The organism is Paenibacillus sp. P4_E11, from assembly GCF_056401635.1.
In genome coordinates, this window is record NZ_JBFUIX010000037.1 from 1 (window position 1) to 16,123 (window position 16,123).

The 16,123-nt window shown below is 49.7% G+C and carries 16 protein-coding genes and 1 other annotated feature (1 of these 17 cut by a window edge); of the genes, 13 read left to right on the forward strand and 3 right to left on the reverse strand.

Annotated elements, in window-relative coordinates:
• Both AC1DWB_RS15660 and AC1DWB_RS15665 read right to left on the reverse strand, forming a co-directional pair.
• A partial coding sequence (locus AC1DWB_RS15660) for an ABC transporter ATP-binding protein (protein WP_477542012.1) occupies positions 1-1,657 on the reverse strand: 1,657 nt, incomplete at its 3' end.
• A complete protein-coding gene (locus AC1DWB_RS15665) occupies positions 1,654-3,453 on the reverse strand; it encodes an ABC transporter ATP-binding protein (protein WP_477542013.1) in 1,800 nt (599 codons plus the stop codon). The genes AC1DWB_RS15665 and AC1DWB_RS15660, both read right to left, overlap by 4 nt.
• 426 nt (positions 3,454-3,879) lie before the next feature.
• Here AC1DWB_RS15665 and AC1DWB_RS15670 point away from each other — a divergent pair, with 426 nt between their 5' ends.
• Complete coding sequence (locus AC1DWB_RS15670; protein ID WP_477542014.1) at positions 3,880-6,174, forward strand: DEAD/DEAH box helicase; 2,295 nt, start codon at positions 3,880-3,882, stop codon at positions 6,172-6,174.
• Positions 6,171-7,703 carry a ribonuclease H-like domain-containing protein gene (locus AC1DWB_RS15675; protein ID WP_477542015.1) on the forward strand — a complete coding sequence of 511 codons (1,533 nt, stop codon included), beginning with the start codon at positions 6,171-6,173 and terminating at the stop codon, positions 7,701-7,703. Before AC1DWB_RS15670 ends, AC1DWB_RS15675 begins: the two co-directional genes overlap by 4 nt.
• A gap of 37 nt (positions 7,704-7,740) precedes the next feature.
• On the opposite strand, the gene AC1DWB_RS15680 is transcribed toward AC1DWB_RS15675, so the two are convergent.
• Entirely contained in the window at positions 7,741-8,475 is a 735-nt protein-coding gene (locus AC1DWB_RS15680) for a S24 family peptidase (RefSeq protein WP_477542016.1), read from the reverse strand.
• A gap of 308 nt (positions 8,476-8,783) precedes the next feature.
• Here AC1DWB_RS15680 and AC1DWB_RS15685 point away from each other — a divergent pair, with 308 nt between their 5' ends.
• The 11 genes from AC1DWB_RS15685 (at position 8,784) to AC1DWB_RS15735 (ending at position 15,817) form a co-directional block, all read left to right on the forward strand.
• Positions 8,784-9,059, forward strand: coding sequence for a hypothetical protein (locus tag AC1DWB_RS15685; RefSeq protein ID WP_477542017.1), 276 nt, complete (start codon positions 8,784-8,786; stop codon positions 9,057-9,059).
• Between the two features lie 113 nt (positions 9,060-9,172).
• Positions 9,173-9,391, forward strand: coding sequence for a hypothetical protein (locus tag AC1DWB_RS15690; RefSeq protein WP_477542018.1), 219 nt, complete (start codon positions 9,173-9,175; stop codon positions 9,389-9,391).
• On the forward strand, positions 9,384-9,806 hold the full coding sequence (locus AC1DWB_RS15695) for a hypothetical protein (RefSeq protein ID WP_477542019.1): 423 nt from the start codon (positions 9,384-9,386) through the stop codon (positions 9,804-9,806). The genes AC1DWB_RS15690 and AC1DWB_RS15695 overlap by 8 nt, the downstream gene beginning before the upstream one ends.
• Before the next feature lie 159 nt (positions 9,807-9,965).
• Positions 9,966-10,352 carry a M15 family metallopeptidase gene (locus AC1DWB_RS15700; protein WP_477542020.1) on the forward strand — a complete coding sequence of 129 codons (387 nt, stop codon included), beginning with the start codon at positions 9,966-9,968 and terminating at the stop codon, positions 10,350-10,352.
• A 196-nt stretch (positions 10,353-10,548) separates the two neighbouring features.
• Complete coding sequence (locus AC1DWB_RS15705) at positions 10,549-10,824, forward strand: YolD-like family protein (RefSeq protein WP_477542021.1); 276 nt, start codon at positions 10,549-10,551, stop codon at positions 10,822-10,824.
• A 60-nt stretch (positions 10,825-10,884) separates the two neighbouring features.
• A complete protein-coding gene (locus AC1DWB_RS15710; protein WP_477542022.1) occupies positions 10,885-11,679 on the forward strand; it encodes an HAD-IIA family hydrolase in 795 nt (264 codons plus the stop codon).
• An 85-nt stretch (positions 11,680-11,764) separates the two neighbouring features.
• Positions 11,765-12,574, forward strand: coding sequence for an Fpg/Nei family DNA glycosylase (locus tag AC1DWB_RS15715; protein WP_477542023.1), 810 nt, complete (start codon positions 11,765-11,767; stop codon positions 12,572-12,574).
• Positions 12,575-12,586: 12 nt separating this feature from the next.
• The gene (locus AC1DWB_RS15720) at positions 12,587-13,420 is read left to right on the forward strand and encodes a deoxyribonuclease IV (RefSeq protein WP_477542024.1); all 834 of its coding nucleotides are present in this window, start codon (positions 12,587-12,589) and stop codon (positions 13,418-13,420) included.
• A gap of 65 nt (positions 13,421-13,485) precedes the next feature.
• On the forward strand, positions 13,486-13,863 hold the full coding sequence (locus AC1DWB_RS15725) for a cyclic-phosphate processing receiver domain-containing protein (protein ID WP_477542069.1): 378 nt from the start codon (positions 13,486-13,488) through the stop codon (positions 13,861-13,863).
• Between the two features lie 84 nt (positions 13,864-13,947).
• Positions 13,948-14,712 carry an ABC transporter ATP-binding protein gene (locus AC1DWB_RS15730; protein ID WP_477542070.1) on the forward strand — a complete coding sequence of 255 codons (765 nt, stop codon included), beginning with the start codon at positions 13,948-13,950 and terminating at the stop codon, positions 14,710-14,712.
• A gap of 67 nt (positions 14,713-14,779) precedes the next feature.
• Complete coding sequence (locus AC1DWB_RS15735; RefSeq protein ID WP_477542025.1) at positions 14,780-15,817, forward strand: SAM-dependent methyltransferase; 1,038 nt, start codon at positions 14,780-14,782, stop codon at positions 15,815-15,817.
• Positions 15,818-15,849: 32 nt separating this feature from the next.
• Positions 15,850-16,123: a binding site (T-box leader), on the forward strand (it continues 10 nt past the right edge of the window).

Below are 16,123 nucleotides of genomic sequence, written 5' to 3' on the forward strand. Positions count from 1 at the left end.
CCCGTATGGTGGAGAGGCGGTGAGCGATTATGAACGCAGTACGGCCTTTAAGCAGCACCTTCAATGCTTCCTGGATGTGCTGTTCGGTTTCGGTATCTACGCTCGACGTTGCCTCATCAAGAATCAGAATACGCGGATCGGAGAGCAGAACACGGCCGAAGGCTAGCAGTTGTCGTTGACCAACAGATAGTTTGGAGCCGCGTTCTTCGACTTGTGTCGCATAGCGGTCTGGCATACGGTCTACGAACCGATCCACTCGAACGCTGCGAGCCGCATTTTCCAACTCCTCAGCTGTCGCTTCTTGCTTGCCATAACGCAGATTGTCTTCTATGGTTCCGGAGAATATGAACGAATCCTGCAACACGATGCCCATTTGTTGGCGTAAGGAAGCGAGTGTAACGTCCTTAATATCTTCGCCGTCGATCTGAATTGTACCGGATGTAGCATCGTAGAACCGCATTAACAAATTGACGATCGTGCTTTTCCCCGCACCAGTAGGTCCCACGATAGCAATACGTTCCCCCGCATTCACTTCCAGATTGAAGCTGCGAATGACGTCCGGTTTATCCGGCTGGTAGCGGAAGCTGACGTTGTTGAAGACTACATGACCTTTGATGACTGGCATCGTCTTGGCGTTCTTCTTGTCCTGGACCTCCGGCTCGGTATCCAATATTTCGAAGATCCGTTCAGCAGAAGCCATGGCGGAGAGCAGTTGACTGTATACTTTGGACAATGAGCTGAGCGGTCCCCAGAAGCGCCACAAGTAGTTGATGAACGCGATTATGAAACCAATGGTCAAAGCTTCATCCAATACACGTACAGCGCCATACCACATCACTACACACGTACCCAACGTACCGATAAGTTCCACTAACGGCCATACCATGGATTCCAATGAGACGGCGCGCATGAAGGCCGTGCGGTTCCGGTTATTGATGTCATTAAATTGGTTATCGTTCTCGGCTTCTCTTGAGAAAGCTTGCACAACGCGTATCCCTTGAATTGTTTCGCTTACGTTGCCGTTGATAGCGGACATCGTCTTCCTGGAGCGAGTCCATGCACCCTCGACCTTCGGTCTGAAGCGGGAGACGAGCAAGAAAAGGAAAGGGAAAGTAGTGAATGCCATCAAGGCAAGCTTCCAGTCCATCCAGAGCAAGATCGCCACTATGCCGATCAGATGGGTCGTCTCCATCATTAACGTGATCAAGCCGCCGTTAATCAACTCGCCAATTGCATTCGTATCATTCGTAATCCGGGACATGATCTTACCGGTCGGCCTGCCGTCAAAGAAACGGAACGACAACGACTGCAGATGGTTGAATAGCTGCTGACGTAATTCATATAAGATGCGCTGACCGGTGAAATTCACCATCCGAATGTGTAAAAAGCTGAACAGCCATGCCAGTAAGCGGATCGCGAGGAAAGTGAAGCCGACAACATGGATGATCGTCATGTTCTTCTTGATCATGCCTTCGTCGATCGCATATCGGATGAGCAGCGGCTCTGCCAAACTGAGCAGCATGTTCAGAACGACGATGATCGAGACGATGAGCATGACTTTCTTATGCGGCTTCAAGTAGCCGATCATCCGTTTCATATATAGCTTATTAAATGGTTTATCCTGTTCCTCTTCGGAATCCATATCCCATTGACTCATCGAATATCACCTGCGCTTTGCATGTAAGGATGTTTCTCCGATACTTCCTCAGCTCCGGCAGCATCTTGCTGCATCGCATAGAGCTTACGGAAGAATCCGTCTTGTGCGGCTAGTTCTTTGTGCGTTCCTTGCTGGGAAATGCGACCGTCTTGAAGCACAACGATGCGGTCTGCCCGCTGAACGGACGAGAGCCGCTGGGCCACGATAAATGTTGTTCTGCCGTGCATAATGTCGTGCAGCGCTTCATGAATCGCAGATTCGGTTGCTGTATCTACGCTTGCTGTCGCTTCGTCAAGAACGAGAATCGGCGGATCCATTAGAATAGCTCTTGCCAACGCTACACGTTGACGCTGACCGCCAGACAATCCTACACCTCGCTCGCCGATTATCGTATCGTAACCCTCCGCAAGCGTATGAATAAATGCATGGATTTGCGCTTTGGCAGCGGCCCACTCGATTCGCTCCTGTGTGGCGTCCGGGTATCCGAATGCAATGTTCTCCCGTATCGATGCCGAGAAGAGGAATGTCTCTTGGGGGACGATCCCTATCTTCCTGCGAAGCTCTTCGAGGTTGTATTCCCGCGTGTCCATGCCATCAATCAGAAGTTGGCCTTGTGTGATGTCATAAAATCGCGGCAGCAGGTTGATCAAGCTTGTTTTACCGGAACCGGTAGCCCCGAGAATCGCGATCACTTCGCCTGGTTGAACATCGAGCGTGATGTTGGAGAGGATCGGTGCGATCTCCGTTTCTTGGTCGTTCGGGAATGTGAAGGCAACATCTACAAACTGCACATGGCCTTTCAAGCCGTCTGTAGATTTGCCCCCATTTGCGGGAGATTGGATGTCGATAGGGGTGTCGATAATCTCAAATACTCTAGGTGAAGCCTTCAAAGCTTGCTGCATGATGTTTATGAGCCAACCGAGCATATTGAGCGGCCAGATCAGTCCCCACGCATACCATTGAAATGCCATCAACGTTCCGATTGACATCTCGTCGCGTGCTACGTATATGCCACCGACCCAGATCATGAGCATGAACACGATACCGCCATAAAAACCCATTAACGGAAATGAACCAGCTTCCAGTTTGGCCCGTTTCAAATTGGTATTGAAGTTCGTGTCATTACGCCAGCTGAATTTATCCTTCTCTGTCGATTCACGAGCGAACGCTTTCACGACCCGTATCCCTGAAATATTTTCCTGTAAAGTCGTAGTGAGCTTCCCCATCTGCTCTCTAATCTCGGTCCAGGCGGGTCCAACCTTGCGGTTGAACTGCCGCAAAGCGATAGCCAGGAACGGGATCGTAATCATGCTGATGACTGTCACTTGCCAGTGCAGGGTCAACATGACGATGAAAGTGCCGATGAAGGTTAGTACCCCGGTAATCATAAGCATGGCGCCGAAGCCTACGAAATTTTTGATCGCGTCGACGTCACCGGTCATCCGGGACATAATCTGACCTGTTTGCGCTTTATCATAATAGCCGAACGAAAGTCGCTGCAGATGAGCGTAAAGCTGACTGCGCATGTCGAACACGACGTTTTGTCCGACTCGTTCCTGTGCTACTCCTTGCCAATACATACCGACACTTTTCACAATCTGGCCGATCGCCAGCATAGCTGAATACAACACAATGTAATAAATGCTAGCTGTTCCGATGCCTACATCAATGGTTTGTTTAAGAAACCAAGGAGCCAGCAGATCGAATGCAACTCCAAGCGTAAGCATAAGAAGTGCAAGGCAGGCCCAGCCTTTGTACGGAATAGCGTATCTCATAATTCGAAGCAAAATGTTCAAAGATTAACCCTCCTAACGAGCTAGTACCGGTGTGAATGTCTTAATAAATTAATAACGTAAAAATAACCACAGCCAGATTAGCTGCGGCGTTATCCCGAAGTTGACTTAGGTCAACAACGGTTACGATCCAACAGATTTTAACTGGATAATGAAGCTTGTAAATATAAATCTATAACGAACGGATGAAATTACGAATGGATTATGCAAATGATCGTGCTCCTCTCTGACAGTAAATGGGTAGGCAGGATGTGTAAATCGTATCATCGACAGTTCAGAGCAGGCAAGATAAAAGATTAAATATAGATGTTCTCTCCTCCTACAATGTGAGATTGGGTTGAGTAAGGAATCGTTATTGTCATGCGAACGTATATTCTGTACAATGAAATCATAATCGTCCAGACTAAGCTTGGCAAGGAGTATATTTCGATGAATCCGATAACGGGTAAAGTATCTTCGATCAATGAAATGATCGACCTAATCAAGCGTACGCCAGATCTAATGAACCAAGTTACGCATTGGCGCACGATTCCTCCCAGAGACGCAGAATACGCGGAATTCCCGGACCTCATCCACCCTGGAATCCGGGAAGCGTTAAAGGCTCGAGGGATCAATCGTTTATATACCCATCAAGCCATGACGTTCGAAGCGTCACAGGCAGGGCACCACGTTGTAACGGTAACACCAACGGCATCGGGTAAGACGCTCTGCTACAATTTGCCGGTGCTGCATCGTATTCTGGAGAACGACAGCTCCAGAGCGCTGTATATGTTCCCGACCAAGGCGCTTGCCCAGGATCAGGTGGCGGAACTGCATGAGATCGTGAACGTGATGGGAGTTGACATCAAGTCGCATACATATGATGGTGACACTCCGCCTACTGTGAGACAGGCGATCCGCAATGCCGGGCACATTGTAGTGACGAATCCGGATATGCTCCACTCGGCCATATTGCCTCATCATACGAAGTGGGTGAAGCTATTTGAGAATTTGAACTTCATCGTGATCGACGAAGTGCACAGTTATCGGGGGGTATTCGGCAGTCATGTTGCTAACGTCATTCGACGGTTGAAGCGGATTTGCCGATTTTATGGTTCGAATCCTCAATTTATATGTGCATCGGCGACAATCGATAACCCTCAGGAACATACCGAGGCGTTAATTGGGGAACGTGTGGCTTTGATTGATCGTAATGGCGCGCCGGCCGGGGAGAAGCATTTCGTCTTCTACAATCCGCCAGTCGTCAATCAGCAGCTTGGCATTCGCAAGAGCAGCGTTCTGGAGACGAAGAAGATTGCAGGATTGCTGCTCAAGAATGATGTTCAGACGATCGTGTTTGCCCGCAGTCGCGTTCGCGTGGAGCTGTTGCTCACCTACTTGCAGGATTTGGTGAAGCATGAGCTAGGCACGAAGACGATTCGGGGCTATCGTGGCGGGTACTTGCCTAATCTACGCAGGGAGATCGAGCGTGGGTTACGTAACGGTGACATCCGGGGCGTTGTCAGTACGAATGCATTGGAGCTTGGGATTGATATTGGTCAGTTGCAAGCTTGCGTATTGAACGGATATCCCGGTTCTATTGCGAGCACGTGGCAGCAGTCCGGAAGAGCGGGTAGGCGACAAGAAAGTTCGATCACGTTTCTCGTTGCGAGCAGCAATCCTCTTGATCAGTATGTGATTCAGAACCCTCAGTACTTTTTCGAGCGTTCGCCGGAACGGGCACTAATATTGCCGGACAACCTGATTATTCTCATGGACCATGTCAAATGCGCCTCTTATGAATTGCCATTCGAGGTAGGCGAACAGTTCGGTGGCGAGTCGTTGGAGGACATTTTAGAGTTTTTAGTAGAAGAGAAGATCGTGCATCGTGTTCAAGGGCGGTTTTATTGGATGGAGCAATCGTTTCCTGCTCATGAGATATCGCTTCGGTCCGCAGCACAGGAAAATTTCATCATTATCGATAAAACCAATGGCAGCCGCGTTATTGGCGAGGTGGATCGGTTTAGCGCACCGACACTCATTCACGAAGAAGCGATCTATCTTCACGAAGGCGTCCAGTTCCAAGTTGAGAAGCTCGACTATGAAGAGAAGAAAGCCTATGTACGGCAAGTGAATGTCGATTATTTCACGGACGCTAATTTGGCGGTACAACTGAAGGTGCTGCAGACGCATCGGGATAAGACGGGGGACAGCGTATCGATCCAATATGGTGAGGTCACGATTAATGCAAAAGCAACGATTTTCAAAAAACTGAGATTGCGGACTCATGAGAACATAGGTTCCGGTCCGATCCACCTGCCCGAGGAAGAACTGCATACGAATTCGTATTGGTTCACTCTGGAGGAGGGCGCAACACGCGATATGTCGACGAACGATTTGCAATTCGCGCTACTCGGATTGGCGAATGTCCTAGTACATTTGGCTCCGTTGTATCTGATGTGCGACCCGCAAGATATTCGCGTAGTTCCTCAAGTGAAGGCTGTGCACGACCAGAAACCCACTGTATTCCTATATGACCGCTATCCCGGGGGTGTTGGGTTGAGTGAAAGGCTGTACGAAATGCACGAGGAGCTGCTCGGGCGGTCAGAGGACTTGATTCAAAACTGCACCTGCCTGAGTGGCTGTCCGGCCTGTGTCGGTCCGATCGAAGAGGTTGGATTGACGGGAAAGGAACTGGCAGTTCGGTTGTTATCCCAGATGAAGGGGGCGTATGCATCATCATGAGCGGGATCAAGGAAAAACTGCTGCGAATGAAGCGTAGCGTAGGCTCTGGAGCTGGCGAGGGCAGCGATGCTGGTTCTCAGATCGAGTCTGTAGTGAGTGCTGACCGCATAATGGAGGACGAATCGGAATCGTCAGGATCCCTGGCGTCTGACCACTTTCCAAAGAAAGAGGCATTGGATCCATGCTGGGCCCGACTTGGGGTTCAGGTCAAGAGCCATGATCAGGGCGCATTTCTAATAAGAGAACGGCGTTATGGCTTGGACTATGCGCATGGTATGCATGATTTGGGGGAACTGCAGGGCCGTACTAATCTGTTCTCCTCGATGACATCGGGAACTTCTGTGACTTCGGGAGCAGAGGTAGCGGAGGTACTTGAGGGAACAGAGGGACGGACGAGTTCATCTTCGTTCTCCATTGAGGAACTATTGTTTCTAGATACAGAAACGACGGGTCTGGGGGTCGGGACGGGCAATGTGCCGTTCATGATCGGTATAGGCTTCTATGAGGCAGATGAGTTCGTCGTTCAGCAGTTGTTCATCCGCAATCCTGCTGAAGAGCGGGGGATGCTCGCTTATTTGCAAGAGACGATGGAGACGCGCAACCGTCTTGTCACCTATAATGGCAAATGCTTTGATTGGCCTCTCGTCAAAAACCGCTTCATTCTGAACCGGTTACGCACAACAGGCGCGGAACCAGATCATTATGATCTGCTCTATCCTTCTCGCAGCTTATGGAGGCGTTCGCTTCCTTCTTGCCGGCTCAGCATAGTCGAGAAGGCGAGATTGGGGCTGTCCCGGATGGATGATGTTCCCGGCTCGATGGCTCCGGCTCTGTACTTCCTGTACTTAGCTGAAGAGAAACCGGATGTGTTGTCTGGCGTATTCGAGCATAACGAGAAGGACGTGCTGACACTGGCGACGCTGTCTGTTCATCTGGCTAAGCTGCTCGAGGGCATCATACCGATGGAGCAGCTCGACGAGGAGGAGCTGTATCGGCTAGCGTTATGGATGGAGAAGCTGGGGGAGTCTGCCAAGGCCATGGAAGCGATCGATTCGCTGATCAGCCGACCGACGATCCAGCATTCGGAGATCGCGCTGCTCTGTGCGGCCTTCTATAAGCGACGCCATCGTTATGATCTTGCCGTGCCTATCTGGCGCGAGCTCGCAACTGCGGCTGGGCGAAGCGGGTTGACCTTGCTTGAGCCGCTGCTTGAGCTGGCGATGTACTACGAGCACCGCGAACGTGATATCGCGGAGGCGCTCTACATGGCGGAGCAGGCCCTGAACCGCGCGTGGAGCCGATTGTCCCTCACCCGAGGGGACAAGAAGCAGCGCGAGGCCTGCGAGCAGTTGCAGCAGCGCATTGCGAGGCTGCGGAAGAAGGCTGCGGGCGGTACGCAGAAGCGCACAGCCCCACGAGCTGCGACGGCGGATCGAGCCGTCAGTCGATCTGCGTCGCAGCTGCGACGCAGCCCCCAGCCGCGTACGGCTGAGTACGCGAACACCCTGTTCACAGCTCCGCATATGTGAACAGGATTAGAGCTTGTGTTGTCCCCGTAAACGTAGTTTACGGGGAATATTTCACATTCGGATCGAAGATCACTTGGATCACTTTTCCGCAGACACGGGCACTTTCAGAGTCGACAAGGATCGGCTCGTACTTGGGATTATCGGCAAGCAGCAAGTATTTGCCGTCGATCCGTTTGACCCGCTTGAGCGTCGCATGATCACCATCCACATTCACGACCGCAATCTCCCCATCCTCCACCTCATGCTGCACCTTCACAAGTACTTTATCCCCCGCATAGATGCGTGAGCCAGTCATACTGTCTCCTTGGACGATCAGAGAGAACAGCTCCCCTTCACCATAACCGGGATTCGGCATCACATCATACTGGATAATATGATCTTGTGCGAAGATCGGCTGGCCGGCTGCGATGTTCCCAAGTAACGGGACCCTGACAAACTGGTTGATGGACTGCGCACCGGCATCCTGTAACAGGCTGATACCTGCTACTGAACGTGCGTCCAATTGATTGTAGACAGCCATTTTCTTCTGCATATACTCGTCTGTATAATGACCGGCCGCTTCCATCAACATGTCATATGTAACTTCATTGTGGGCGGCTTCCGCCAGTTTCTTGATCGTTTCCGGCTCAGGGGCTTTGACGATTAGGCATCGCATAAGACGGGAGACATGGGCGTTTGAGACACCAGCGTTGTCAGCGTACTTATTAAGTGATCTGCGGCCTATCGCCATCTTCAGCAGTTCGGCGAATCTTTCTTTCTGGAATGAGGACACGGGTGAAGCTCCTTCCGAAAATGGGTTATTGATCACAGTATACATGATTCGTTACATGCAAGCAATGGTTGGCAGATATCTCAAACAAAATGTTGACTGAATGTAACGATATGTGATAAGTTTTTCTTGCGTAACTGTTACATTCAGTTAATGACACTTTAAAGGGAGTGAATCTCTGAGCATTTAAGTGGTATCGAATAGCTTTATTTGGAGATTGCCGAACTGGATTTTCAATATGCTTCTCTTACTTAAGTCCCTTCCTTTTGCTCGGTTTTTAACCTAATCCAATATTTGAGGAGGAATACACTATGTTTGCAAGGTATCAGATCGTTACATTTGGATTTTTTAACCGCTTGAGGTTTTTATGTACAGGCAGATTATGGCTCCGAATCGTGTATGACCCGAATGGGGCGCCCACCCATGCAGCAGCAGGCTTCAAGGAGCCTGGTGATGCGGTTCGTGCTACTCCTGAGGAGTTGCAGTCCGTTCAACAGCAGTTCGAGAACCATCAAGCAGCCGCAACTGAACATGGTATAGACTCGCAAAGTGCAGTAAATGAAGCGAAGGGAAATGCTGAGGAGTAGTTACGATGTTTCAATTGCGACAGTTTCCATATACGTTACCCCGCTGGTGAGGTTTTACTTTACACATACCGTTACATGCAGATAACAAAATATTAATAGGAGGATCCAGAAATATGATTCGTAATGAGAGTGGGACTCTGCATTTCATGAGACACGCACCGACGGAACGGCAGGAAATCGTACGCAGACCTCCGGGAGCATTCGCCGGGTGGATTAGTCGGGAATGGGGCGTGTCTTGGGTCATCAGTCAGGAAAGAAGCGATAAGCGTACCGGAAAGCGCCTTCAAGCCACGGAGGGCGTTCGTCTTGGGAAGGAGAGGGGACATGGATGATAACAACGGAGTTCGAATACCACAACCTGAAGAATATGGGGAACATATCGCGCGATTGAATGCCGAAAGCATTCATCAGAAGCAGCAGATTGCTTGGCAGTCGAAACAGATTGAACGTCTGGAACATAACTATCAGGCGCTGACGACGCAGCAGAGCGAGACCAAGACACTTGTCGGAGGCTTGTATACGCGGTTTGAAGGCTTGGACAGTCGTCTATTCGGTATGGTCCAACAGATGACTAAAGATAATGCCCAATTACTGCAACAAGTTACCAAGGGACAAGCCCATGAGCGTCATGAAAGTGATCTGGAACGATCAACCACCCAGAAATCATGGATGGGCCTCACGAAATACGTAATTTCAGTTACGATAGCAGCCCTGATCACTTATATCTTCACAAGGGGACTAATATGATGGCTGACATGAACGAACAGCAGATCAGCCAGTTGCACCCAACAGTCGCCCTGAAGGCGCGACAGTGGATGAAACAATCAGAGACGGAGGGCATCCGGCTTCTCATCACCCAGACACTGCGAGCTATATGCTCAAGGCAGAACCCGACCCGGCGCAATAGTGACCAATGCGAAGGGAGGTCAATCGTATCATAATTACGGTCTCGCTTTGGACTTCTGCTTGCTTAATGAGTATGGAAGCGCCAGTTGGCAGGTGAATGCGCAATGGAAGCGGGCAGCCGAGATTGGTAAGAGCCTGGGTTTTGCCTGGGGTGGTGATTGGAAAGGTAGTCTGATTGATTATCCGCACTTGGAATATACGTTCGGCTTATCGATCCAGCAACTGCAAGGAGGGAAGAAGCCGCCAACTCATAGCGAAGGGGAAGCCAATATGATCTGGCCATATCAACCTGAAATAATCAAGGAACGCATCTATGCTGAGAATGGTCAGCTGTATCGTTGTGATCGGCGACTACAACAAATTAGCCACTTCCAATGTCCACAATGAATCGACAGCCGCTATGATCAGAGTTAACGATCTATGTAATACTGACAATAACATGCTATTCTACCTCTCTCCCGCTGAGCTTCTGCTCAACGGGTCTTTATTAATTTAACAAATACCCTTTTCTTTCCACCTGAAATCATTGTATAATACGAGAACAAACGTTCGTATTTTTAATAGAGAGAGGAGATAATAATAGATGACAAACAAACGATCGATCACCTCAGTGCCTTGGCAGGATCACATGAAACCAGTAGTAGATGAGCTGCAGCTGAATGAGTTTTCTATGAAAATCCATCAATCTTATATATCACAGCAAGTACTAGAATTCACCCTGTTCGGAGGGATAGAGAACTATACGATTCACGGGGTTGTGGTCCACTTGGACAAGACATCGAATCGGTTCCGGATCATGGTGAACGGGGAGCTCGAATGGATTTGTATGTCGGAAATCGCAAGTATTGAAGCCAAGTAGCAAAAGAGGTACAGTTATTGAATACGCAGTCGTAATGAAACTGAAGGAGAACTGATCTTTTTGAAAAAGAAACTTGGCTTTTTAATCGATTTGGACGGTACGATGTATGCGGGCGATCAGGAAATTCCGTATGCCAGCGATTTTATTCAGTTACTGCGGGAACAGGACATTCCTTACTTGTACGTGACTAATAATTCTTCAAGAACACCCGAGGCAGTCGCCGAGCATCTACGGCATATGCGAATCCCGGCATCAGCCGAAGAGATAGTCACTTCTTCGCAAGCAGCAGCCGAATATATCGCCCATACGAATGGACTTGGAACGAAAGTATTTGCTATCGGGGAAGAAGGGTTGCGGGTGGCTCTTCTAGAAGCTGGGCTGCAATTGGTGGATGATGAGCCGGATGTTGTCGTTCAAGGGATTGACCGCACGTTCGACTATGCGAAGTTGAACCGGGCAGCCAGCTTCATTCGGGAAGGGATCCCTTACGTGCTGACGAATCCGGATGCCATGATCCCGTCGAACGGAACGTTCCTACCTGGAGCGGGATCCATCTCATCTGCTATTCAGATGGCTTCCGGTACTAAACCCGTCGTGATCGGGAAGCCGTGTGAGCCCATCATAAGCTTCGCTCTACACAGACTTAGGGAGACGGAACAGGTGTGGGTCGTCGGAGACAACCTCCTTACAGACATTGCAGCAGGCGCCGCCAGTGGGCTTCGAACAGCACTCGTGTTGACCGGCTTGGCAACGCCGGATAATGTAGAGCATCAGGTCGAACAGTCCGGCATTGTTCCGGATGTGATCGTCCAGCATCTGATGGAGTTAATTCCTAGCATCCAGCAGCGTGACTAGCAACCCATCTCCGTTTAGATTCTCGTGGAACCGGACATAAAAGTAACAAGGATTGACGGATCACGGAACGGAGGAACGTTGCACTATGCCTGAATTGCCAGAGATGGAAACGTATAAAATGCTGCTTCACCGAGAACTTGTCGGGAAAACGATACTTGACGCCTCGGTGCAAAGGGAAAAGTCGCTTAATGTGCCAGTTGATACGTTCATAATCACGGTTCGCTCGCGGACAATAACCGATATTTCCCGACGTGCCAAGCATTTACTGTTTCATCTGGACAATGGGGATACGTTGCTGCTCCATCTAATGTTGGACGGGTGGATGTTCTATGGCACAGACGAGGAGAAACCGGATCGCACTACACAAGTCGTGCTTACGTTCGGGGAACGAAGTTTGTACTTTATTGGACTACGGCTCGGTTATCTGCACCTGTTGCATGCAACGGAGCTGCAAGAGCGGTTAGCCTCATTCGGCCCGGAGCCTTTTGATCCAAGACTCGATGAAGTCAGATTCAACCATCTGCTGAAGCGAAAAAGGGCGGTGTTGAAGCCAACTCTCGTGGATCAAAAAATTCTTGCGGGCATCGGGAATTGTTATGCTGATGAATTTTGCTACCATGCCGGTGTTCTGCCGTATCGGCGAACTGGAGATTTGAGCGAAGCCGAGACGGCTCGATTGCTCCATGCGATGCGATACATTTTGAACGACGCCATGCGCTTCGGGGGCTATATGGAATATCCGTTGTACGTAGGGGATTCGCTGACTGGTGGCTATAATGCCCAGTGCCGGGTATATGACCGTGGGGGAGAACCTTGCTTCCAGTGCGGTCAACCGATCGTTCAGGAAGAGCTGGCATCCCGTAAAGTGTTTTATTGTAAGCATTGTCAGCGATAAGGTGGACGAGACATGTACCTGGGCAGTCATGTGAGCATTCGAGGTGGATATTTGGGTGCAGCGAAGACGGCGATTCAGCTTGGCGGGCGTTCGTTTCAATATTTCCCGAAAAATCCGCGGAGTCTCGCAATCAAATCATTCGATCGCAGAGACGCAGAAGCTTGTGCGGTATTTTGCCGTGAACAAGACCTGCAATCTATTGCACACTCCGCGTATCCCGCCAATCTAGCGGCTGAGGACGATGAGAAGCAGGAGGCGGTCATTCGCTCGATTCTGAACGATCTGACGATCACGGAGGCGTGCGGTTCGGTCGGACTCGTTGTCCATTTCGGAGTGTACAAGGGTAATGACCCGTTGCAAGGCTATACACGGATCATTCAGACTCTCAATGAAATCATGCGATTGTGGGAGGGCAATACGCTCATTCTTATCGAAAATCAAGCAGGGGAGCATGCGCGGATGGGCATGACGCTGGAAGAACTAACCCAAATCCGCAATCTCACCACAGCACCTGACAAAATTGGATTTTGCCTGGATACGTGTCATGCATTCGCAAGTGGATTATGGGATGGGCACAATTGGACAGAGGTGATCGCTAAGGGAGAGAAGACGGGGTATTGGGACCATCTGCGGGCGGTTCATCTGAACGATTCTGTCTATCCGACCCGCTCTTACCGAGATCGTCATGCGAATATTGGACACGGCCAAATCGGTCTGGAGGCGTTTAGACAGTTTTTGACTACGCCCTTGCTGTCGAACTTGCCTGTTGTGTTGGAAACTCCGACGTCCATATCGCTTTCTCATGCGGATGAACTACGACATCTTAGCACGTTGGCTGGAGAATAGTTACTGGATGGTAGATGAATATAGGCTACACTCATGATCGTTTGGGGGAAGACGTTATGGAGCAGATGGAAGAGAGAGGACCGAGTATCCTATTATACTTGGATGATAACAGGCCTTGTCCGCCTGGATTCGTTGTGGCGAGAAATGCGGACGAGTGCATAGAGTGCCTCACATTATGTGACGTACAACTTTTATCTCTGGATTATGACTTGGGCTGGGGGATGCCAACGGGACTGGAAGTCGTGCGTTTTATGGTTACGAAGTTGACGAAATCAAGGTTTCCTCGTGAAATCTATATGCATTCTTCGAGTGCGATAGGCAGAATGAATATGTATCAACTCCTCTATATGCACTTACCAGATGGGGTACAGCTATACAATGCTCCAGTTCCAGTTGAGACGCTTCAACGAGCAGCCTTGGGGAAATTGAATGTGGAAAAGTAAGGGCAATCAAGCTACAATAGGTCTATTCGCATTGTAATGATTCGCAATGAATAGGCCAACAGGAAGTGAAGGTGACTTATGAGCTTGATTCAACTTACAGATGTACAGTTCACCCGTGGTGAACGACGCATCCTACAAGATGTTCAATTGAAGGTCAATCGTGGCGAGCACTGGGTTGTTCTGGGGAAGAACGGTTCCGGTAAAACAACAATTCTGGAAATGATCAACGGATATTTGTTTCCGAGCAGCGGTCATGTAGAAGTAATGGGCAATTTGTTCGGCTCTGTCGATCTGCGCGAAGTTCGTAAGCATATAGGCTACATAAGCCAGTCGCTGTTAGAGAAGCTGACGATGCGCGACCCTGTATGGGAAGTTGTCGCCACGGGGGAATACGGTTATCTGAGATTTTATGAACAGATTCCGCAGGAAGCAGAAGACAAAGCTAGAGCGATGTTGGCAGAGCTGCGGCTCTCGCATGTGCAAGATCAGCCGCTCGGAACTTTGTCTCAAGGGGAGCGCAAGAAAGTGATGCTGGCTCGGTCGCTGATGACCGACCCTTCTATCCTGATTCTGGACGAGCCATGTTCTGGCCTGGATTTGTTCGAGCGTGAAGAGCTGCTCCAAAGTGTCGAAACTCTCGGCAAACGCGATTTGACCATGGTATACGTGACACATCATATTGAAGAGATTGTACCGACTTTCACCCATATTGCACTTATTCAACAGGGACGCATCCTTGCACAAGGGGAGAAGAAGCAAGTGCTAACGGCCGATCTGCTCCAGCAAGCGTATGACGTACCTGTAACGATCGAATGGGTTAAGGATCGCCCTTGGATTCGTGTTATTTAAGCAATCATACCACATCATTAATGCTGTTAATAATTAATGCAACTAATAAGTTAGGGGATTGAGGCAAATGGATACCGAGATACGAACATCAAGCTTTATCGGCACATCCAATCGCGGCTTTGCCCTTTACGCGCAGGACGAGATTCGCCGCCTATTTCCAGGCGCCAAATGTACAGAGCTATCGGAGCAGGAAGTATTCCTCATCGGGCTTTCAACGTCCCGGGAAGAGGCCATCGGCAAATTCATTACGGATGAGCCTATTTTTCTGCGCCACATTCAACCCGTTGACGCAGCAGTTCCTATATTGCGCAATGAAACGGATTTATTCATGCTGTCCTCCTATGTCAGCTCGAATCTTACGTTTCAATCCGGTGAACGAGTAGCGATTCAGATTCGCAAGCAAGATCGGTTGGAGCTGCCATATAGCCTTACACAAGTTAGAGAAGCGCTATCGGAGAAGCTGGAGCAGTACTTTCAGGTGGCAACAGTACCCAAGGATGCGGAACGTATTGTCTCGATGTATTTCACGAGTGAGACGGCGTACATCGGATTATCCACTCCAGATGAAAACTTGTCTGATTGGGCGGGCGGAGCGATTCGATTCCAGCGGGAAGCCGAACAGATCTCGCGTGCGAAGTTCAAGCTTCTGGAAGCGGAGCAGGAGTTCGGACTGGATTTCTCGGCGTTCTCAGCTGCGTTAGATATTGGTGCGGCACCAGGGGGTTGGACATCATTGCTGCTTGAACGTGGACTGCGTGTTGCAGCTGTCGATCCAGGTGATATGCACCCCAGCTTACTTAAGCATCCGCAGCTTACGATTTACAGGAAAAATGCGAGTGACGTAACGTTTCCGGATCAGTCCTTCGATCTGCTCGTATGTGATATGAGTTGGAGCCCCTTACAGATGGCCAAGCTGCTTATTCCATTACTGTCTGCGTTACGTGTAGGTGGAACGGCAATCGTGACACTTAAGTTAATGCATGGTAAACCGTTCCAGACCGTGAAGGATACTTCCCGTACGTTTGGTCCCCAGCTTGAGTTGATTCGGGCGAAGCAATTGTTCCATAATCGGGACGAAGTCACATTATTTTTGCTGAAGCGTTGAAATGCTTCTCCGTATCTGATATATTCGTTCTAACAAAGTCAATGAAGAGGAAGAGTATGTGCACCCTCTGTTCCCCAGAGAGTCGGCGGTTGCTGTAAGTCCGACGTTCAGATTGCACCGAAAATCACCTCCGAGACGTGACCCGAATCCAGATTCTGCGTAAGTAGACTAGGGGTAGGGGGCACCGGATGTCCACCGTTACAGGGAACCGCATGTGATGGCATGTCGGATGAGCGCCGAATTTATTCGCTGTTTGATTACAAGCAGTGCATGGTTCGGAATTAGGGTGGTAACGCGAGTAAACCT

What these genes read in the sequence shown, in the direction of transcription:
- AC1DWB_RS15670 (WP_477542014.1), top strand. Translation starts at nt 3,880, where the DNA reads ATGAATCCGATAACGGGTAAAGTATCTTCGATCAATGAAATGATCGAC.
- AC1DWB_RS15675 (WP_477542015.1), top strand. Translation starts at nt 6,171, where the DNA reads ATGAGCGGGATCAAGGAAAAACTGCTGCGAATGAAGCGTAGCGTAGGC.
- AC1DWB_RS15685 (WP_477542017.1), top strand. Translation starts at nt 8,784, where the DNA reads ATGTTTGCAAGGTATCAGATCGTTACATTTGGATTTTTTAACCGCTTG.
- AC1DWB_RS15690 (WP_477542018.1), top strand. Translation starts at nt 9,173, where the DNA reads ATGATTCGTAATGAGAGTGGGACTCTGCATTTCATGAGACACGCACCG.
- AC1DWB_RS15695 (WP_477542019.1), top strand. Translation starts at nt 9,384, where the DNA reads ATGGATGATAACAACGGAGTTCGAATACCACAACCTGAAGAATATGGG.
- AC1DWB_RS15705 (WP_477542021.1), top strand. Translation starts at nt 10,549, where the DNA reads ATGACAAACAAACGATCGATCACCTCAGTGCCTTGGCAGGATCACATG.
- AC1DWB_RS15715 (WP_477542023.1), top strand. Translation starts at nt 11,765, where the DNA reads ATGCCTGAATTGCCAGAGATGGAAACGTATAAAATGCTGCTTCACCGA.
- AC1DWB_RS15720 (WP_477542024.1), top strand. Translation starts at nt 12,587, where the DNA reads ATGTACCTGGGCAGTCATGTGAGCATTCGAGGTGGATATTTGGGTGCA.
- AC1DWB_RS15725 (WP_477542069.1), top strand. Translation starts at nt 13,486, where the DNA reads ATGGAAGAGAGAGGACCGAGTATCCTATTATACTTGGATGATAACAGG.
- AC1DWB_RS15735 (WP_477542025.1), top strand. Translation starts at nt 14,780, where the DNA reads ATGGATACCGAGATACGAACATCAAGCTTTATCGGCACATCCAATCGC.